Source organism: Stieleria neptunia (assembly GCF_007754155.1).
Taxonomy (GTDB): Bacteria; Planctomycetota; Planctomycetia; order Pirellulales; family Pirellulaceae; genus Stieleria; species Stieleria neptunia.
This window is the reverse complement of sequence record NZ_CP037423.1, coordinates 4,509,404-4,529,004: the sequence shown is the minus strand read 5'-3', so window position 1 is coordinate 4,529,004 and position 19,601 is coordinate 4,509,404. Positions and strand designations below refer to the sequence as shown.

Genomic DNA, 19,601 nt, shown 5'->3' with positions numbered 1-19,601 from the left:
ATCGTAACAAGCTTGCTTGTCGATTTGTGGGGGAGAAGGGCTGGGGATGAGCGACGGTCTTAAATTGTGGCAAGAGGTCAGATCGAAAATCTTGGATTTTTCGATTCCGAGATCCAGTGTGGTCAGGGGCCAGCCCCCGAACCCCCGAGATTTTCTTAGGCATTGCGCCGGTGTTCAATGATTTTTGGAAATTTGGGTGACGCGATTGTTGCGCAGCAGTAAACTTGAGCCGCTGGGTGAAACGCAACAGGGCTCTGCAGAGATGCAACCGTGCCAGGGATAACTCAGTCGCCGGTGTGTCAATGACGCATCGAGCACGTATGGCGACTACGGTCCTAGTTTAGCGACGGTGCCGTAGTCGCCTTTTGCTCCTTCTTCGCATTGACCTGAGGGTTCTTCCATGATTCGCCGCAGTGAATCATGTTGTTGAGAATCGTCAGGAATTTGCGCATGCTCGCTACCAAAGCTAACTTTTTGATTTTACCTTTGGCGATAAGCCGATCGTAGAAACGTTTGATGACTGGGTTGTGTTTCGTTGCAACCAGTGTCGCCATGTAGAGCACGCTTCGGACTTGTGAACGTCCACCTCGGACCTTTCGTTTCTTGTCGCTCTTGCCTGTTTGGTTGGCCAACGGAGCAACACCGACAAGTTTGGCAATTTGACCTCGGTTGAGTTGTCCCAGTTCTGGCAGCTCGGCCAGGAGTGTCGCAGCGGTGACTGGACCAACTCCACTGACGCTGAACAAGATTTCTACTTTGGGATCGACTTTACTGAGGTCCTTGAGCATCTTTTCGATGCGTTTGTCGAGGCTTTTTAGCTGCTTTTTCAGGTGCGAAATCGTTTCCTTGATTTGTTGAGCGGCAAACTTGTCACGGGTTTGACTGAGTCGGTTTTGCTCCTGGGAGAGCAAATCTTTCACTTGGGTTCGACGCCGCACTGTTGAAAGAAATTCTTTCTCTTGCGCCGTGCGAGGAGGTGTCAGATGGATTTCCACATCTTCGCCAAAACGGCGGATCATGAATGCATCGATCACATCGGTCTTCTCCAAATAGCCATGCCCTTTGGCAAAGTCACGGACCTGCCTCGGGTTGGCCACGCAAATCGGTACACCAGCGTCGTGAGCAGCCTCCACAATCAGATATTCGTAGCCGCCAGTTGCTTCACAGACAACCAATGTATTTTCAGTGTCTTGGATTCTCTTGAACAGCTTTTTGCTGATCGCTGAAATCGTGTTGGGCAATTGTTTGGCAATCTTTCCTGCGGAGTCATTGACATCAATTTTGTCTGACGCGACGTCAATACCAATGACACGGTTGTACTTCTGTTTCATAGTTAAGTCCCATCCTAGTGAATACGATCTGACCACATGCGATAACGCGATTGGGTCGATCAAGCGACGGTTCGGGTTCAAAACGAACTGCTGTGCGACTCAAGCTCATCCACGGCGTTGAATACCACCTAGGGGAAATTACGATCTACACAGCAGTGTTGGGAAACCGCTGCAGGCAGCCACCCAACATCGACAGCCCAAACGATGATCAAATCGCCTGGAATTGCCAGTCAGGCGAGATACTAGGGGGCTGGTGATCGGTTTCGCAGCCCACATCGATTGTCGCGGAAGTCGCTAAGCCTTTCTGGGCGCCGGCCCTCTCTGGCGTTTGCTTGCTGCGCAAACGCCGTCTCTCCCAGAGGGAGAGAATCTAAATCGGTTGCCAAATCCTGCAGTAAAAGAATTGACGACCTCCGGGATAAAGTGGACGCTCGACGCGTTATCGTTGTATCGTGGTGAACGCGGCACTTGGACGTTGATGGTGTCTGTCGCCGGAGTGACCCTATCGCCCCCAGTGACCTTACCGAAAAGAGATTCGTCATGATTGAGTCGTTTGCCAAAAGGATGTCACTCGCTTGTTGGACGCTCGCGGCAGCTGTTGCGTTCTGCCATTGTCCGGCGTCGGTGAAGGCTGAATCAGCGCCCCAGCCGAACATCGTCGTGATCTACGCCGACGACCTCGGTTATGGCGATGTGCAGTGCTACAACCCCGAGCGTGGCAAGATTCCGACGCCAAACATCGATCGGCTGGCCAACCAGGGCATGAAATTCACCGACGCGCACTCGTCGTCCGGCGTCTGTTCCCCCTCGCGATACACGATTCTGACTGGGCGTTATCACTGGCGTTCTCGCTTGCAAGCCGGCATCGTCGGACTCTGGGGCGGACCACTGATCGCGGCGGACCGCATGACCATCGGATCGCTGGCCAAGCAGCACGGTTATCAAACCGCTTGCATCGGAAAATGGCACTTGGGATGGGATTGGCCGATTCCCGACGCCGGGGCAAAGTTATTCAAAGCACGCCCCAAAGGCGAAGCCGTCGCGAGCGACGCGCATCGAGCGGTCTGGCGCGAGGTGTTCGAACAACCGATCGGTGGCGGTCCCAGCACGCGTGGCTTCGACGTCTACTTCGGCACCGACGTCCCCAACTGGCCGCCGTACTGCTTCATCGAAAACGATCGAACGGTCGGGATTCCGACCGAGTTTCTGCCGGTGGAGTTGCTGCGTAAGAACCAGGCCAGCAATCAAGGTCCCGCGTTGGCCGGTTGGACGCTCGAGCCGATCTTGCCCGCGCTGGCGGAACGAGCCGCCCAGTACATTGCCGCCGCAGCCAAGTCGCCCGATCCGTTCCTGGTCTACATGCCGCTGACTTCACCCCACACGCCGTTGTCGGTCAACGACGCTTGGAAAGGCAAAAGTGGCCTGGGACTGTATGCCGATTTCGTGATGGAAACCGATGCCGTGGTCGGTCAAGTGCTCGACGCGATCGAGCACAGCGGCAAAGCGAACGAGACCCTCGTGGTCTTTACCAGCGACAACGGCTGCGCCCCGTACATCGGCGTCGAATCGTTGGAACGGCAGGGCCATTTCCCCAGCGGTCCGCTGCGGGGCTACAAGGCGGATGCGTGGGAAGGCGGACATCGCATTCCGTTCATCGTCCGCTGGCCCGGTGTGGTCGAGCCGGCAAGCGTTTGTTCGCAGCTGGTCCATCAAGCCGATTTGCTGGCCACGTTTGCCGACATCTGGAACATTGAGTTGCCCGAAGACGCCGGCGAAGACAGTTTCAGCCTGGTCTCGCTGCTGAAGGGTGAATCCCAACCCATTCGCGAAACGTCGGTCAGCTGTTCGATTCGCGGGGTGCCCAGTTTGCGCCGTGGAAACTGGAAATACATCGCCGCGCCGGGATCGGGTGGCTGGGGCAAAGGCGGCGATCAAAGCCAACCCGTCCAGCTCTACGACTTGGCGACAGACCTTGCCGAGACGCGCAATCTGGCGGCCGAACAACCCCAGCGGCTGAAAGCGATGCAAGCGTTATTGGAAACGACGATCACCACCGGCCGTAGCTCGCCCGGACCACCCCAGCGGAACGACGTCAAGGTGCGTCGTCACCCGGCGTCGTTGTGATGAACGGAGACGTAGGTCACGCTGTGCGTGACGCATGCCTGCGTAGGTCACGCTGTGCGTGACGGATGCCTGCGTAGGTCACGCTGTGCGTGACGGATGCCTGCGTAGGTCACGCTGTGCGTGACAAATGGCATGCACAGCATGCCCTACTTTCATCGCTGCGCTGCGACCGGTGGCATGCACAGCATGCTCTACGCTTCGGGATCCGGCGTCGGGGCGGGAATTGACTCCGCGTTCGGAGCGGAACCGTCGGTCGACGGCAAACTCATCGGGGGATCGAGTCGACTTTCAATGGCGCCCTCGTCCAAGATTTCGTCGTAGTAAATGCCATGGTCGACCGGTGCACTCTCGAGCACCATCGAATCGGGCACGGCCGACCCGATCGGAACGGCTGTCGACGGCGAACATTGCGAGCAGGACGGGCTGTGATGTACCACCGGCGTTCTTCGAAACCAACTCAACGGGCCTGAAGCACTACAACCGGAAAGCAGTAGAACGAAAACGGGAAGCATGTAACGCACGGATGGATCTCCCAAATTGGCTCAGCATCCGTTCACGGCAATGATTCCCGACCTTGGTTTGATCCATTTCGGCAGGATTGCGGGCGCGTTTGAAGAGAATCCGAAAAGGTAACGAACAGTCAACGTTTGCCGATTAAGCCGATGAGGAACATCTGCAACGATTGACACGCGCCGGTCGCTCACGCAACGCACGGAAAATACGTGGGATAGGCTTCCAGCCTGTCGATGCCGAAATGACAGGCTGGAAGCCTATCCCACTTCAGGAGACCCGACACTTCTATTCCGCTCACGCGTCACACTGAAATGCATCCCAGCACGTGGCGTCAGCCAGTGGCGCGTGAACGCAACCATCAATAATCCACTTCCTGCAAACTGTTCAGTACCGACGTTTGCCACTGGCGTAGTTCGCTGAGCAAGCGTTTGGTGACCGCCGGTTCGCTGCCGGCGAGATTTTCCTGCTCCGCTCGATCGGCGTGCAAATCAAACAGTTCGACGTTTGCTTCGCTGCCTGATTGGCCATCGACGACCAGTTTGTAGCGATTGTCCAAGATCACCCGCGGCCCCGCGTAATCGGCTTCTGCAATTTCGGGTTGATGGAAGTTGTTGAAACTGCGAGTCAGTTTGCCGGCCATTTCTTTGACCAGTGGTGTCGTCCCTTCCTGCAACGCCAGATCGATGTACGGCCTCGGCTTGGGGCTGGCACCGGTCACGCGTTTGCTCGGATAGCTCCAAAAACAAATCGGTTTGGGCCGTTGTTTCATCGTCCCCTCGATCACCGGCACGACGCTGATTCCATCCAGGGGACGGTCCGGCGTTTCGACCCCGGCCAAGTCACAAAGCGTCGGCAGCATGTCGCTGGTGACCGAATTGACGTCGCTGGCCCGCCCTTGGCTGATCTGCGCAGGCCACTCAATCAGCCCCGGAACTCGGATGCCGCCCTCATACATCAATGCTTTTTCGCCGCGAAACGGAGTCGTCGCGCGGCCGCTGCTACGGGGGCTTCCGTTGTCGCCGCAGTACCAGAGCAAGGTGTTGTCGCGTAAACCGGCGTCGCGGAGGTGATCCCGCAAGGTTCCGATCGAACGATCCATCGCGGTGATTTCGGCATAACGTTCGCGCAATACGTCCCGCAAGGGACGCGTCGTCGGGCGGCCGGTCTCCATCGATGTCAACCGAACCGACCGCTGGGACAACGACTCGGGCAGGTCATCGTAGAGCGCGAGGTCTTTGTCTAGCCCGCTGTACGGTTCATGGGGCGACCCGAACCAGACCACGGCCAAGAACGGTTTTCCGTCTTGGCGGGCTCGATCGATAAACTTGATCGTTTCGTCGATGGTGACTTCCGATCCCTCGCCCTTAAATGTTTCTGGGGGACCGCCATTGCGGGAGAATTGGGGATTCATCTCGTAAAAGTTGTCGTGCGAGACGTATTCGTCAAATCCCATGGCACGCGGATTGGTCGGAGACTGTTTTTTGACTGGGCCCAGGTGCCACTTGCCGAAATGCCCGCATCGATAACCGGCATCGGACAACAAATGCGCGATCGTGATTTCCTGGGGACGGATCGACCATCCCGGAGAAAACGTGCCGTAGCGGTTGGGATGCCGCCCCGTCAGCACGCTGCCCCGCGTCGGCGAACACGAGGGGTGCCCCGAATAGAAATGGTCCAATCTCAACCCGCTTTCCGCCATCTGGTCCAGCACGGGAGTCTGCAAATAGGGATGCCCGTTGTATCCCGTTTCACTCCATCCGTGATCATCCCCCATCAACAGGACGAAACTGGGGCGATCATCGGCGCGGACGAACGAACCGACAATAAGGGTGAGTAGAGACGCCGCAAGGCGGGGAAGCAGAAGGTTCGTTTTCATACTGGAGATCCGTTGTGGTCGTTCTGTCGATGATTCCATGGTCCGTAGGTCACGCTGTGCGTGACGACAGCTGGTAGGTCACGCTGTGCGTGACATTTGGCATGCACAGCATGCCCTACGAGGCAACGCGTCATTTCACATAATCTTTCCCGGACCAGCTGTCCAAAACCGATCGTTGCCAGGCTTCGAGGTCCGCTTTCAATTCCGCGACGCGACCTTGCTGCGATTCGCTTAAATCCGTTTGCTCCATCGGGTCGTCCACCAGGTTGTACAACTCGAATTTCACTCGTTCACCGTTCTGGATGCGATGCAGTTTCCACGGCCAGGCATTCCAAGCCGCGTGGCCTCGCATGCCGTCTTCGCCGAACGTCGGAAACGCTTCCACGTTCTTCAAAATCCGTTCGGGATGCGGATTCGGCTGACCGGCTTGTTTGGCTTCCAGGAGCGCGCGGATGATTCGATCGCTGTACGTGCTTTGGCCTTGCGTGTGCCCGTGCCAAAACCCCATCGGGGGACGAACCGTTTGTTTGCCGGACAGAACGTCGGCAAGGTCAATGCCGTCTAGCTTGGGTTGATGTGCGACGCTGGCCCCGGCGATCGCCACCAGCGTCGGATACAGATCGGCGGTAAACGCCGGTGTCTGGATCGATCGCGGACGGTATCGCGCCGGCCACTCCAAGATCGCGGGGACACGCAACCCGCCTTCGTAGATGCTGCCCTTCTTGTTTCGCCCACCGGACGATTCGACGATCAGACCGCCGTTGTCGCTGCAATAAAAAAGCAGCGTGTTGTCGGCGATGCCCAGATCGCGCAATGTCTTTCGAAGCCGTCCGACTTGCTGATCCAATAGCGTGATCTCGCGAAAGTAGCCGGGTTTCTTGGTCGGCTGATCGTTGTACAGCGTCGCCGCGTCGGGGATCCCCTGCGGCAATTCCTGTTGCGGGTCGTGGGGCGAGGGAAACCAAGTGACCGAAAACATCGGCCGATCGCCGCCGTGATGCTTGGTCAAAAACTCGATCGTCGCATCCATGCTGATCACGCTACCGGGCCCCTGAAGATGCTCGTAGTTTCCGTTACGACTGAGGTAAGGATCGTTGTCAAAGAAATTCAATCCAGAGAGCCACTCATCGAAGCCGGCCCCGCCCGGGCTGGTCGGACTGTCCGGTTGGACCGACCCGATGTGCCACTTGCCGAAATGTCCCGTGACGTAACCGGCATCGCCGAGCGCTTCAGCGATCGTCGTTTCATCGGGCCGCATGTAGTGGCCGTGATTGGGAACGTTGGTGCGAAACGGATGACGCCCGGTCATCACGCTGGCCCGAGTCGGCGAACAAACCGGCGCGCTGGCGTAAAACCGATCGAAGACGACTCCCGCTTTGGACATCGCGTCCAAGTGCGGCGTCTGGACGAACGGATGGCCGGTGAATCCGGTGTCGCCATAACCGTGGTCATCGGCCATCACCAACACGATGTGCGGACGTCCGGATGACTGGGCTTGGAGAGACAGACAGCAGACAAGCTGTAAACAAAGTGCTGCGACAACTGTACAGGGAAGCGATTGTTTTTGGGCGGTCATAGGGGGCGGCGGGAGAGTGATGTGAAAGGGGCGGGGCGGGTTGGTGTGGCAAGACAATGGGGGCAAAACGATAGAGAAGACAGAATGATAGAAAAGGCAGAACGATACGGGGCAGAATGATGGGTGGGCAGAATGATGGGTGGGCGGACTGATGGGTGGGCACTGTGTTGATCGATGGGACAGACGAAAACCAAGCGAGCAATCGGCATCCACGCGGCCAAAGCCTTTCTAACGACTCACGGGCCCCATTGTCTTGCCCCCATCGTCTTGCCCCGATTCCCCTGCTTCATCATTCTGCCCCGAATCATTCTGCCACCATTCTCCTGCTCCCGACCGCACCGCGCCACTCGCGATCATCCAGCGCCGGGTCGATAGCCCTTTTCAAGCTTCTGCTTCGGCGGCGGAGGTGGCGTGATACCCTCGGCGATCATCAATGCGCGGATGGCGTCGGCGGTTTCGTAGGAGGGTTTAAAATTTCCGCCCCCGCGATAACCCATGGCGATCCACAGCGGCATCCGGCCCTGCTTGGTCACCTTGCTCCAGATATTGACGTCGGCGCCGTTGGCGGCCAGACAGTTGACGACCGACGGCATCATTTTGTAGGCAGCGCCGTGCATCGCCGTTTCGCCGTTGTTGTCCACCGCGTTGACGTCGGCCCCCAATTCGATCAGGTAGGAAACCGCTGCCAGACATTCCGGTTCCGAGCCCGCCGAATCGCCTTCGGAACCACTGCCGATGCCGGCGGCCATCATCAATGGCGTCCAACCGTTGTCGGCCGCCAGCGTGGGATCGGCCCCCAATTCCAGTAGCGTCTGCATCAGTGCAACGTCGGCCGTCCCGGCGGCGGCAAAAAACGCGGTCGCGCCCTTCTTGCCGAACTTGCCGCGACCGCCATTACGTTCCTTGGGCGCATTGACATCGGCGCCGTGCTCGACCAGTGCTCGCACAAACTGCAAACTGGTCATCGATCCCGATCCGATCGGCGGCGGGTCGCCATACGCGTTGTCTCCCAGCGGCGGCTTGCGAACCCAAGACATGGTGAACAGCGGCGAAAACCCGGTCCGTTGGTCATTGGGGTCGGCTCCGGCCTTGAGCAATTCGACGGCGAGTTCGAAATGCCCGTTTTCGATCGCCAGTATCAACGGTGACGTCCGGTTGGCGACGTTTTTCCCCGCGCTGCTGGCCGGTTTCATCGCCAAATTGACATCCACGCCCGCATCCAAGAATCGTTTTACCACCGGCCAGTGTCCTTGCCGCACGGCAAACATCATCGGCGTGTAACCCGACTTCAGCGGCGTTTCAAAATCCGCTCCGGCATCGAGCAACCGATCGACGACCTCGGCGTGCCCTTCGTGCGATGCCCACATCAACGCCGTCTGGTCGTTGCGTTCGGTCGCATTCACGTCCGCACCGTGTTTCAGCAGTGCGCGGACGGGTTCGACGCGACCGATTCTGGCCGCCGTCATCAACACCGTCTCGCCGCCGTTGAGCGTCGCGTTGGCATCGGCACCATGCTCCAGCAACAGCTTGACGAGCTGCCCGTTTCCGTTGCTGCAGGCCAGCGACAACGGCGTCACCCCGTAACGGTTTTTGCAATCCACCGCCGCGCCCGCTTTGACGATCGCATTGCACGTTTCCACGTCGTCCAGGTACGCGGCCCAGTGCAATGCCGTCATCCCGTCGACTTGCGTCGCATCGATGTCGACCGCATCGTCCCCGGCATCGGTCGAAACACGATCCAGCAAGTCGGCGATCCGCAGACGATCCTGTCTTTCAACCGCGTCGGCCAATACCGGTTCGACGGTCGATTTCGGTTCGGCCGCCAATTTCGGTTCGGCAGCCGGTGCGACCACACCGCTGAGCAGAACGCCCAGGCAAAGGCCGCAAATCGCGATGGTGAAGACGCGCCTGTTTGTCCGCAGCGTCGTCATCTCGTCCGCGTGTTTCTCGACAAATCGATTCATGACTGGTTCCATTGCGATCACACCGAAAGCGGTTCAAACAGTTCGTCGACCGGTCCTTCGCTGTCGGCAAACTTGTCCAGTTTGACGCCGGCCTTGTCCAACAACGTCAGGTGCAGGTTGGCCAGGGGCGTGGGGCGATCGTATTGGATGTGCCGTCCACCCTGCATGCCGCCGGCTGCACCGCCGGCAACGATGATCGGCAAATCGGAGTGGTCGTGAACGTTCGGGTTTCCCATGCCGCTGCCGTAGAGCAACAGCGCATGATCCAGCAACGTGCCGTTGCCGTCCGTCGTCGCTCGCAGCTTTTCCAGAAAGCCCGCGAACAGCGACACGTGGAACTGATTGATCTTTGCCATCTTCGCGATCTTTTCTTCGTCGTTGCCGTGATGCGACAGCGGGTGATGCGATTCCGGGACTCCCAATTCGGGATAACTTCGGTTGCTCGTCTCGCGAGCCAACTGGAACGTAATCACGCGTGTGATATCGGCCTGCATCGCCAGGACTTGCAGATCGAACATCAATCGGGCGTGATCGGCATACGAGGCGGGGACGCCCATCGGCCGATCCAAATCCGGCAGCTCGTTGTCTTTGGCGTCCGCTTCGGCTTTCTGGATCCGGCGTTCGACTTCGCGCACCGAATCCAAATATTGGTTGATCCGGATTCGATCCGACGCGCCGACTTCGCGATTCAAGCGGGCAATGTCTTCGGACATCCAATCCAACAGACTCGCCTTTTCGTTCAATTCCGCCCGACGCTGGGCTGCAGTGCCGCCCGCTCCGAACATGCTCTCGAACACGATCCGCGGATGCGCTTCGGAGGGCAGCGGGGTGGTCGGTGAAGACCACGACAAATTGTTCTGGTACACGCAGGCATAACCGTTGTCGCATTGCCCGACGGTTTGCATCAGGTCCATCGACAATTCCATCGATGGCAGTTGCGTGGACTGGCCGATCTGTTTGGCCGCCAATTGATCGGCGGTTGTTCCCAGATAGTAGTCCGTCCCCTCGGTATGCTTCGCCTTGGCCGCACTCAAGAACGCCGAGTTGGATGTCGCGTGCGAACCCGGGTAAGCGTTGGCCAATTCCAAATTACTGATCACCGTGACCTGGTCTCGGACCGGCTCGAGTGAGCTGAGGATCGGCGGCAACGCGCCGAGGGTGGGTTCGCCGGGCGGTTTCCAGCGTGACAGGTCGCATCCCATCGGCATGAAGACATAACCGAGACGTCGAACGGGTGCCGCCGGGGTTGCATCGAGCGCCGTGGCGGCCGGTACCATCGCGTCGAGCAACGGCAGGGCGATGGCACCGCCGACGCCGCGTAACACCGTGCGACGCGAGATTGCTTTCTTTCGAATAAAGTTCACCGGTAGGTCCTCATTTGAAATGCCGGGCTGTTGATGATTTCCCAGATCAACGTAGAAAAACGGTACTGATCTTGTCCGGCGCGACGAACGATCTCGCGAATCGCCGGGCCATCGGATTCGCCGATCCCTCGCCCCAAGGCGTAGGTGGTCAGTTTTTCGGTCATCGCGGTGGCGAACAACTCGGGCCGCTGCATGATCGCCGCCTCCAGTCCCGTCACGCTTTGGAAGCTGTCGCCGCTGGGAAGGGCGCCTTCTGAATCGACGGGCACGCCGAATTCGGTGTCCCGCCAGCGTCCGACCGCGTCATAGTTTTCCAGCGAAAACCCGATCGGATCGATGATCACGTGACAACTGGCACACGCCGGATTGGAACGGTGTTTGGCAAGACGTTCGCGGATCGGAAGCTCCGCGCCGATCACTTCTTCCTCCAACGACGGAACGTTCGGCGGTGGAGGCGGCGTCGGGGTGGCGAGCAGATTGACCAACACCCAATTGCCCCGAATCACCGGAGACGTGCGGGTGGCGTAGGAGGTCACCGTCAAGATGCTGCCGTGCCGCAGCAACCCGCCCCGATGTTCATCGCCGGAAAGGCTGACGCGACGAAAGCGGCTGCCGTAAACATGTGGGATCCCATAGTGCTTGGCCAACCGCTCATTCAGATACGTGTAGTCGGAACGCAGCAGGTCCAAGACGCTGCGGTCTTCACGGATGATGCTTTGGAAAAACAGTTCCGTTTCCCGCCGCATCGCTTGCCGCAGATTGTCATCAAAATCGGGATACAACCGCGCGTCGGGAGTCTTGGATTCCAGGTTTCGCAGATGCAGCCACTGGTTGGCGAAATTGGTCACCAACGCTTCGGCACGCGGATCGTTCAGCATCCGCTGCATCTGTTCGCGGAGCACACTCGGGTCTCGCAGGTTCCCGCCTTCGGCGACGGTCAGCAGTTCATCGTCCGGAAGACTGCTCCACAAGAAGAACGACAGGCGTGACGCCAGCTCGTCGTCGCTGATCGCGTAGGCGTCGCCGACATCCAGTCCGTCGGGATCGCGTTCGATGCGAAACAGAAAACGTGGACTGACCAGAATCGATGCGAGTGCGCGTTCGATCCCCGCCTCAAAACCGGCTGCGGCTGCACCGTCTCGGTAGAACTCCATCAATCGGTCGACATCCGCGTCATCGACCGCTCGTCGATACGCGAGACGGGCCAGCCGCGAAATGATCTGCCTGGCACAGGCCTCGTTCTGTTCCGGCGAGGCAGGGTAACAGCTGAAGACGCGTTGACGGCTGGGGGTGTCGGGCGGCGATTCAGCGGCGGCTGATGCATCGTCGTCGGCGTAGGGTCCGGTGATCGAAACTTGATAGACCGCGGGCGTCAAACGCGGATGCCGGTGCGAATTGAAATGCACGTTCAACGGCTGCCGTTTCGTCTCAATCAACGACGACTTGTTCTTGATAAACGTCACGCCCAAATCATGTGGCCCCGCTTCCACCGTCACGCGGGCCTTCAATCGGCTGTCGTCAAAGAAGTATCGATTTCGAGCCTTGGGCGGGACCAGTTCAAACTCGGCCACACGCTCGCGGTCCAACAGGAACTCCATCTGGTATTTTCCGTTGAGCCCTTCGACGTGTTCGTTGCGGTCGCGGGCCAAGTTGACTTGCACTTCATACACGCCCGATCGCGGAAAGGTATGGTGCAGCAACATGCCGCCCCGCGTTCCCAGCGGCAGCCCGACCACGTGTTTTTCTTGCGTCACGTCGGCGGGCATTCGGTACGTGTGGCCTTCCAATTGATCCGACGGTCTGGCGATCGCCAATTGGCTGATCTTGCGAGCCGCATTGATGTAGCGTGAGACCAACGTCGGCGGCAGATCCCCGACGGTCACGTTGTCGAAACCGTGACTCGATTCATCCGCCGGCAACAGGGCCTCGGCGTCGATGTCCAGCGCCAACAGATCGCGGATCGCGTTCTGGTATTCGAATCGGTTCAGCCGGCGAAAGGTGTCGGTTCTGCCGGGCCGGGGATGCTTGGCAGCCACGTGTGCCAAGGCCTCGACCAACCGTTCGCTCGTGTTTTGATAAATCTGTTCGGAGGGCCGGTATGAATCGGGCGGAGGCATGCGGCGGGAAGTGAGTTCGCGTAGCACGCGTTCCCAAAGTTCCGCGCTCGCTTGGATGCTCTGTTCGCCGACCACGGAAAGATCCAGGTCCGCCTCCGGTTCATCTTCGCTGTGGCAATCCAAGCAGTATTCGGTGACGAGCGTCTCCAGACCCGAGTACTCCGATTCGGTCAGCACTTTGGCGATTTCGTCCGCCGGCGAACCCGTCGGTTCTGCGGCGTTTACGAGGCACACCGACAGCGATCCGAACCACAGCGACACGCCGAAGACACAAGCGGGAAAACCACAAAAAGAGAATCGGTTTCGCGTGCATCGATTCATGTTTTCGTTTCGCATTCGTCGCGTTTTACGTGGCCTGCCGACGTGATCGGCGCGAGAAAGGGCCGGCCGCACGATCAAAACGCGTTCCGCCGGCGAATTTGGTGGGACATCCAGTTTAACAGATGTCCGTCCGCGGAAGATCCATTTCAGGTGGTTTTCTATCCCAAGATGGCGGATTTGGGGGGAGTATCAGGCGTCTGGCCGGTGGATGACGCTGTACAAATTTCAGCGGGACGCGCCAGCGACCGGCACGAGGCCAGGTTCATCCCGAAGGGATTTCAGCGAGTAGCCGGAGGTCAGCGCAGCGCCACCTCCGGGAAGCACGACTGGCTTTGCCCCCGTCCAACGGTCATGCCGCGTGGTAAACTGCCGCCAAGTTTTTGCCCACCGACGAAACGCTGAGGTCGCCGAACGAATGCCTACCAGTCCGATGTATTTTCTTCATGCAACGGTGATTGCCAGCACACTTACGCTCACACTGCCGGGACTTCATTCGGCGACGAAGGTCTGCGGCCAAGACCCGGCACCGATCGATTGGGTGCTCCGCAATGGCATCTTGCACCTCGGTGATGGCGGCCCCGCGACCACAGGTGACGTCGCGATTTCGGGTGAGAAAATTGTGGCCGTCGGCGAGATTGATCCGAAGCGTACGCCGATTCGCGAAATCGACTGCACCGGTTTGATCATCTGCCCGGGGTTCATTGATCTGCACAATCACAGTGACGGCGAGATCCAAAAGAAGGAAACCGCTTCGGGGATGAACTATCTGACGCAAGGTTGCACGACCCTGGTCACCGGCAATTGCGGCAGTGGTCCGGTCGACGTCGGCCAGTACTACGATGAAATCGACGAGCGGGGCGTTGGTCCAAACATCATGCACTTATTGCCCCAGGGCAGCCTGCGTCGCAAGGTCATCGGCAGCGAACAACGCAAGGCGACCGACGAAGAGTTGGCGGAAATGCGCCGGTTGGCCGAACAGGCGATGACCGACGGAGCGTGGGGCATGTCGACCGGGCTGATCTATGTCCCCAGTTCCTACGCCGATACCGACGAGTTGGTCGCGATCGCTGAAATCGTCGCCGAGCACCATGGAATCTATGCCAGCCATATCCGCAACGAGGGCACGCGGCTGCTCGATTCGGTGACCGAAGCGTTGGAGATCGGCAACAGGGCGAAACTTCCCGTTCACATCTCGCACTTCAAATCCTCCGGCCAAGACTCCTGGGGACTGGTCCGCAGGGCCGTCGAACAAATCAACCAACGTCGAAACGAAGGGCAGGTCATCACCGCCGATCAGTACCCCTACACCGCATCGAGCACGTCACTCGGTGCGACCTGCATTCCCGCTTGGGCACGCGCCGGAGGACGCAAAGCGATGATCGCGCGGATCGACAAGGCAGACGAACAATCCAAGCGGATCCTCAACGCCATCGACAAGAAACTTGAAGTCACCGACAACGGCCATCGCATTCAAATCGCCTCCTATTCCGTTCACCCCGAATGGGCAGGACGTCGCCTGGACGAAATCGCCGACGAGCAAGGTGTCGACACCCTGGATCTGGTCCTGCAAATCGAGCGCAGCGGCGGCGCGTCGGTCGTCAACCACAGCATCGATGAGAGCGACGTGCGGTTCGTGATGCAGCAACCGTGGGTCGCGACGGCTTCAGACGGTTCGGCGAAGCTGCCCTCGGGTTCGGTCCCCCATCCTCGCAACTACGGCACCTTCCCACGAAGAATCGGCTACTACGCCCATCGTGAAAAGGTCATTCCCCTGGAACAGGCGATCTATAGTGCGACCGGTTTGCCGGCGGAGATTTTGGACGTCGGTGATCGAGGATTTCTTCGCGTCGGGTACGCCGCAGACATCGCCGTCATCGATCCGGACTCGTTCATCGACCGGTCCACGTTCGTCGATCCGCATCAGTACAGCGATGGGTTGGTGCACTTGTGGGTCAACGGCATCCCGGCGATCGCCGATGGCAGGGCGACAGGCAGCTTGGCCGGCCGTGCGATCCGCAAGGGCATCAATGACCAATAAACCTCAATCACCATCAATCATGAATTCCCCGACTTCAGTTTTCCAATCTGCCGTTGATCCGTCAGCCCGGCAGTGCCTCTGGCGTTTTTTCGTGCCGGCCGTTCTCGCCGTCATGCCTTGTACGAAAACGCCGCCTCCGCCGAATCCACGCGGCTGAAACTGGGGCCCACGGTGACCTGGTCAAGTCGCTGCGACGCACCCTGAACGCGCGAATGCCCCCCCTCGCCCAGGCTGTCGATCGATGGCGCCTTTGGACCGATGACCGAAGCGGCCGTGATGTGTTTTCAGGAATCGAAACAACTGCGGTCGACCGGCCTCGTCGATGAAGAAACATTTGATGCACTCGGGGCGGCCTCTTCGGATGCCCGCTACAGCGAGACGCGCAACCTGTTTCGTTGGGTCTGGAATCGCTATCTTGCGGGCCAGGCGGACACGCACCGCCCGTAGCAGACATCAGCAAGTGGCTCGAAATCCGGCCAGCCGCGCGACGCGTAAGTGCGTGCTGCGACCCGAGCGCTGCGGTCGACCGATTCCCTCTTCACCTGAATCAATCCTTTGAACGATCACCCCTACGGCTGGTTCAGCTTACTGCCTCCGCTGGTCGCCATCGTGCTGGCGATGGTGACCAAGCGGGCCGCGTTGTCGCTGTTGATGGGCATTTTTTGCGGCGCGTTGATCACCAACGGCGGTGACCCGATCGGGGCGTTGGTCGATTTTTGCGAAGTCCATTTGTGGCCGACTCTGGCCGACCCCGGAAAGCTGCGAATCTTTTCCTTCACCCTGCTGATGGGGGCGATGATCGGCGTGATCAGTCGCAGCGGCGGGATGCTGGGGCTGATCAAATTAATTTCCCCGATCGCCAAAACACGGCGCGGCGGCCAACTGACAACGTGGATGCTGGGATTGGTCGTGTTTTTTGACGACTACTCCAACACTGTCTTGTTGGGCGGAACCCTGCGACCGCTTTGTGATCGGTTGAAAATCTCACGGCAAAAACTCGCCTACATCGTCGATTCCACGGCGGCACCGATGGCCAGTCTGGCGCTGCTGTCGACCTGGATCGCCGTCGAGATCGATTACATCGCCGAAGGACTCGGTGACATCGAAGGGGCAAACGTATCGCGCGCGATGGAACTGTTCATCGCCAGCGTGCCCTATCGCTTTTACGCCATCCTGGCGCTCGGCATGGTGCCGATTCTGGCGCTGATGGGACGAGATTTTGGTCCGATGCTGCGGGCCGAAAAAGCAGTGGTTGCCGGATCCGAGCAGCGGCAAGATGATCCCGGTTCGATCGCCGACCCGTTGACCGAACCGACCGCGGCGGCCTCGTGGCGCGTCGCGGTCGTTCCGATCGCGGTGACGTTGGCCGCCGTGATCGCGTTGTTGTACGCCACGGGAACCGCTTCGCTGCGGTCGGGGTCATCGGAGCCCACCGGTGACACGCCGCCACTGCGAGACATCCTCGGTGCGGCCGACTCGAGTCTGGCCCTGCAATACGGTGCGCTGCTGGGGCTGGCAACGATCGCAGTGATCTGTCTGACGCGAAAGTTGTTGACGTTGCAGCAGATCCGCGAAGCCAGCTGGGGAGGGATGAAAATCGTCCTGCCGGCGATCATCATCCTTTGGACCGCTTCGGCGCTGTCACGGTTGACCAGTGGCAAGTCCGTCGACGGGCAATCCGGCACGGCGTTCGAATACCAAGACCATCGGCTGTACACGGGGCAGTTCGTCGCCGAAACGATTTTGTCCGGGGCGCGAGTCTCTCCGGAACAAGACGCGGAGTCCCCATCATCAAACTCGGTACCGATCGTGGTTCGCCTGCTGCCCACGATCGTGTTCCTGTTGGCCGCGGTGCTGTCGTTTTCCACCGGCACCAGTTTTGGCACCATGGGGTTGCTGATGCCGATGACGCTAACACTGACCGCTCCGCTGATCGGATTGCTGCCGGCCGACGTTTCGACAACCGATGCGTTGACCCATCCGTTGATGTTGGCGACGATCGCCAGCGTGCTCTCCGGTGCCGTCTTCGGCGATCACTGTTCACCGATCTCGGACACCACCATCCTGTCCTCCCAGGCCTGTGGCTGCGATCACATGGAACACGTGTTGACGCAAATGCCTTACGCGGTCACCGCGGGTACGATCGCGATCATCGCCGGGACGATTCCGATCGGTTGGGGCGTCAGCTGGGGGTGGCTGATCATGATCCAAGCGATGCTGCTGGTCGGCGTGGTGGCGATCGTGGGAAAGCGGACGCCAAGTGAGACGAGTGATTGAGTGCTGATTGCCATCGCGGTGACGAACACCACCGCCGCGGATGTTGAACGTCGCCACCTTCGCCAGCGGGTGGATTTCCCCTGATCACCGTCTGCGTTCTGGCGACCGCAGCGACAGCGAAGCGGCCCGTGATTTCGAATTCCCCTCCGAGCAAAGCCTGGCGTGGCAGATTGTTGATCGTCCTGGCGGCGGTGATGTGGAGCATGAGTGGCTTCTTTGCCAAGGCGCCTTGGTTCGACGGCTGGGCGCCGGAGTCTCGGGGCGTGCTGCTGGCGTTTTTCCGCAGCCTGTTCGCATTGATCATTCTGGTCCCGATGGTTCGTCGCCCGGAGTTTCGCCCCGCGATGATCCCGATGACGGTCTGCTTTGCGTTGATGGTCTGGTCATTCATGACGGCCATGGTGTCCATCCCGGCGGCCAGTGTGATCTGGCTGCAATACCTCTCCCCCGCTTGGGTCATGCTGGGTGCGGTGACGATCCTCAAAGATCGCGTCCGCGGCGCCGACGTGCGGATGTTTTTGTTCTGCATTGCCGGCGTCGCGTTGATTCTCGCCATGGAACTCCGCGCCGGAGGAAACTTGCCGGCAACGGCCCTGGCGGTCTTGTCGGGAATCACGTTCGCCGGCGTGGTCCTGACGATCCGATCGATGAGCGACGTGGATTCGGCATGGTTGATCACGCTCAACCACGCCGCGACCGTGCTGCTGTTGCTTCCCTGGGCCTGGTCCAGCCACCAAACGATTCAAGTCTCTGCCTACGTCGCACTGGGCGCGTTCGGGGTGATTCAGATGTCGATCCCGTACATCGTGTTTGCCCGAGGACTGCGCCGGGTCAACAGCGCCGAAGCCTCGATGTTAATCCTGATCGAACCGATCCTGGTACCGATCTGGGTCTACCTTGCTTGGCGGCACCACCCGTCCTATGACGCGCCCCAGTGGTGGACGCTTGCCGGTGGCGGATTGATTTTTGTCGGATTGGTCCAGCGTTACCTGCCCGCGGTGATACGCAACACCAGGCGTCGGTTTTTATAAGCCGACGCCGTGACGTGGCGGGACAGACGACCGCGGGGCGTCACCGGTTCGGCCCGACCGTTTGTTTGTCACTGCGATGCGACCGGGTGTTGTGCCGGACCGAGTTCGCTTCGCGAGCCGCGGCCGGGTCAACAACCCCGCTGCCCGCCAGGTCAAAGATGTGTTGCGTTTCTTTGGCACGAGCCATCGCGTCCTCGTGGCTGCGACCGGCCTCGCGTTGTATTCCGTAAACCCCAGCGCCGATGGTGTTCTTGCTCATCCATTCGATCTCCGCAAGCATCTTTCGCCGCCGTTCTCGTTGCAGCCGCTCGGTTTCTTGCTGGTACCGCCACTGATGCGAACTCCGGTTCGCGCTGTCGATGTCCTTTTTGTAGCGTTTAAACACCTCCTCTTCGTGTCGCAATTTGTCCGCCGGATCTCGGTAACACGGCATGAACAACAGCGCATCGGCGACATGGCCGGGAATGGTCAGATTTCGTTCCTTGAGAATACGCTCCATGATGGCGTAACGTTTCTTCAGACGGGAGATCTCAAGTTCGGTTTGCCGCAGCTCCTTTTTCGCGGCGGCGCGTCCCGCGGGGGCCTTTTGCTGGGCCTGGCGTTTGAGCTGCTTGGCATCGTTTTCGCTCGCCGGTTTGGGCGGCGGGGGCGTCTTGGCTTTTTTGCGCAACGGCGGCGGAATGTAGCCCGGTGGAAACGGACCGTTGGGTCGGCGAACGGGCTCTCCGTTGATCTGCTTGATCGTCCGTGTCAGAGCGCGATGGACGCTTTGCGGGGTTCGACCATACTCATTCCACCATGCGTTAAACGTGACATCCACTTGTGCTTGCGTCAAAAACGTTGACATCGGATTTCCCCACTTGATTCGTCGGCCTGAAAACTTCCCCCTTGTTCATGCGTCCCTCGCATCCTGGTTCAGGCCGCAGGCTCTGCCCGCCAAGGCGCCCCATTTGGCAGAAATCACGACTCAATCTTCTCGCATCGAGGCTCCCAACGCAAATTTGTTGGTCGCGATTGGCGAAATCGGCTGTCACGTCTTGATGACCGACGGTGCCGTCGTCTGGCTGAC

13 protein-coding genes are annotated in these 19,601 nt (G+C 59.3%); 5 read left to right on the top strand and 8 right to left on the bottom strand.

From position 1 onward, the window contains the following. Positions 1-335: 335 nt before the first annotated feature. Positions 336-1,331 carry an IS110 family RNA-guided transposase gene (locus Enr13x_RS15725; RefSeq protein WP_145387615.1) on the bottom strand — a complete coding sequence of 332 codons (996 nt, stop codon included), beginning with the start codon at positions 1,329-1,331 and terminating at the stop codon, positions 336-338. Between the two features lie 540 nt (positions 1,332-1,871). Here Enr13x_RS15725 and Enr13x_RS15720 point away from each other — a divergent pair. Then, positions 1,872-3,455: a sulfatase family protein gene (locus Enr13x_RS15720; RefSeq protein WP_197456052.1), complete on the top strand. Its 1,584-nt coding sequence runs from the start codon at positions 1,872-1,874 to the stop codon at positions 3,453-3,455. Between the two features lie 191 nt (positions 3,456-3,646). Here Enr13x_RS15720 and Enr13x_RS15715 read toward each other — a convergent pair whose 3' ends face one another. The 6 genes from Enr13x_RS15715 to Enr13x_RS15690 form a co-directional block, all read right to left on the bottom strand. Beyond that, the gene (locus Enr13x_RS15715; protein WP_145387613.1) at positions 3,647-3,826 is read right to left on the bottom strand and encodes a hypothetical protein; all 180 of its coding nucleotides are present in this window, start codon (positions 3,824-3,826) and stop codon (positions 3,647-3,649) included. A 500-nt stretch (positions 3,827-4,326) separates the two neighbouring features. Then, the gene (locus tag Enr13x_RS15710; RefSeq protein ID WP_145387612.1) at positions 4,327-5,844 is read right to left on the bottom strand and encodes a sulfatase family protein; all 1,518 of its coding nucleotides are present in this window, start codon (positions 5,842-5,844) and stop codon (positions 4,327-4,329) included. Positions 5,845-5,974: 130 nt separating this feature from the next. Then, positions 5,975-7,420 carry a sulfatase family protein gene (locus Enr13x_RS15705; RefSeq protein ID WP_145387610.1) on the bottom strand — a complete coding sequence of 482 codons (1,446 nt, stop codon included), beginning with the start codon at positions 7,418-7,420 and terminating at the stop codon, positions 5,975-5,977. Between the two features lie 353 nt (positions 7,421-7,773). Further along, on the bottom strand, positions 7,774-9,384 hold the full coding sequence (locus tag Enr13x_RS15700; protein ID WP_231744321.1) for an ankyrin repeat domain-containing protein: 1,611 nt from the start codon (positions 9,382-9,384) through the stop codon (positions 7,774-7,776). Positions 9,385-9,401: 17 nt separating this feature from the next. Next, the gene (locus Enr13x_RS15695) at positions 9,402-10,748 is read right to left on the bottom strand and encodes a DUF1552 domain-containing protein (RefSeq protein ID WP_231744320.1); all 1,347 of its coding nucleotides are present in this window, start codon (positions 10,746-10,748) and stop codon (positions 9,402-9,404) included. Beyond that, positions 10,745-13,186 carry a DUF1592 domain-containing protein gene (locus tag Enr13x_RS15690; protein ID WP_145387608.1) on the bottom strand — a complete coding sequence of 814 codons (2,442 nt, stop codon included), beginning with the start codon at positions 13,184-13,186 and terminating at the stop codon, positions 10,745-10,747. Before Enr13x_RS15690 ends, Enr13x_RS15695 begins: the two co-directional genes overlap by 4 nt. A gap of 430 nt (positions 13,187-13,616) precedes the next feature. Between Enr13x_RS15690 and Enr13x_RS15685 the strand changes: the two genes are divergently transcribed. From Enr13x_RS15685 to Enr13x_RS15670, 4 genes are all read left to right on the top strand, one after another. Continuing rightward, a complete protein-coding gene (locus Enr13x_RS15685) occupies positions 13,617-15,224 on the top strand; it encodes an N-acyl-D-amino-acid deacylase family protein (RefSeq protein ID WP_145387606.1) in 1,608 nt (535 codons plus the stop codon). Positions 15,225-15,455: 231 nt separating this feature from the next. Further along, a complete protein-coding gene (locus Enr13x_RS15680; protein ID WP_315857107.1) occupies positions 15,456-15,671 on the top strand; it encodes a peptidoglycan-binding domain-containing protein in 216 nt (71 codons plus the stop codon). 108 nt (positions 15,672-15,779) lie between these two features. Further along, positions 15,780-17,501, top strand: coding sequence for a Na+/H+ antiporter NhaC family protein (locus tag Enr13x_RS15675; protein ID WP_145387602.1), 1,722 nt, complete (start codon positions 15,780-15,782; stop codon positions 17,499-17,501). A gap of 128 nt (positions 17,502-17,629) precedes the next feature. Further along, positions 17,630-18,532 (top strand): DMT family transporter, encoded by a 903-nt coding sequence (locus Enr13x_RS15670; RefSeq protein ID WP_145387600.1) that lies wholly within the window; start codon positions 17,630-17,632, stop codon positions 18,530-18,532. Between the two features lie 40 nt (positions 18,533-18,572). Here Enr13x_RS15670 and Enr13x_RS15665 read toward each other — a convergent pair whose 3' ends face one another. Continuing rightward, on the bottom strand, positions 18,573-19,379 hold the full coding sequence (locus Enr13x_RS15665; protein ID WP_145387599.1) for a hypothetical protein: 807 nt from the start codon (positions 19,377-19,379) through the stop codon (positions 18,573-18,575). Positions 19,380-19,601: the final 222 nt, after the last annotated feature.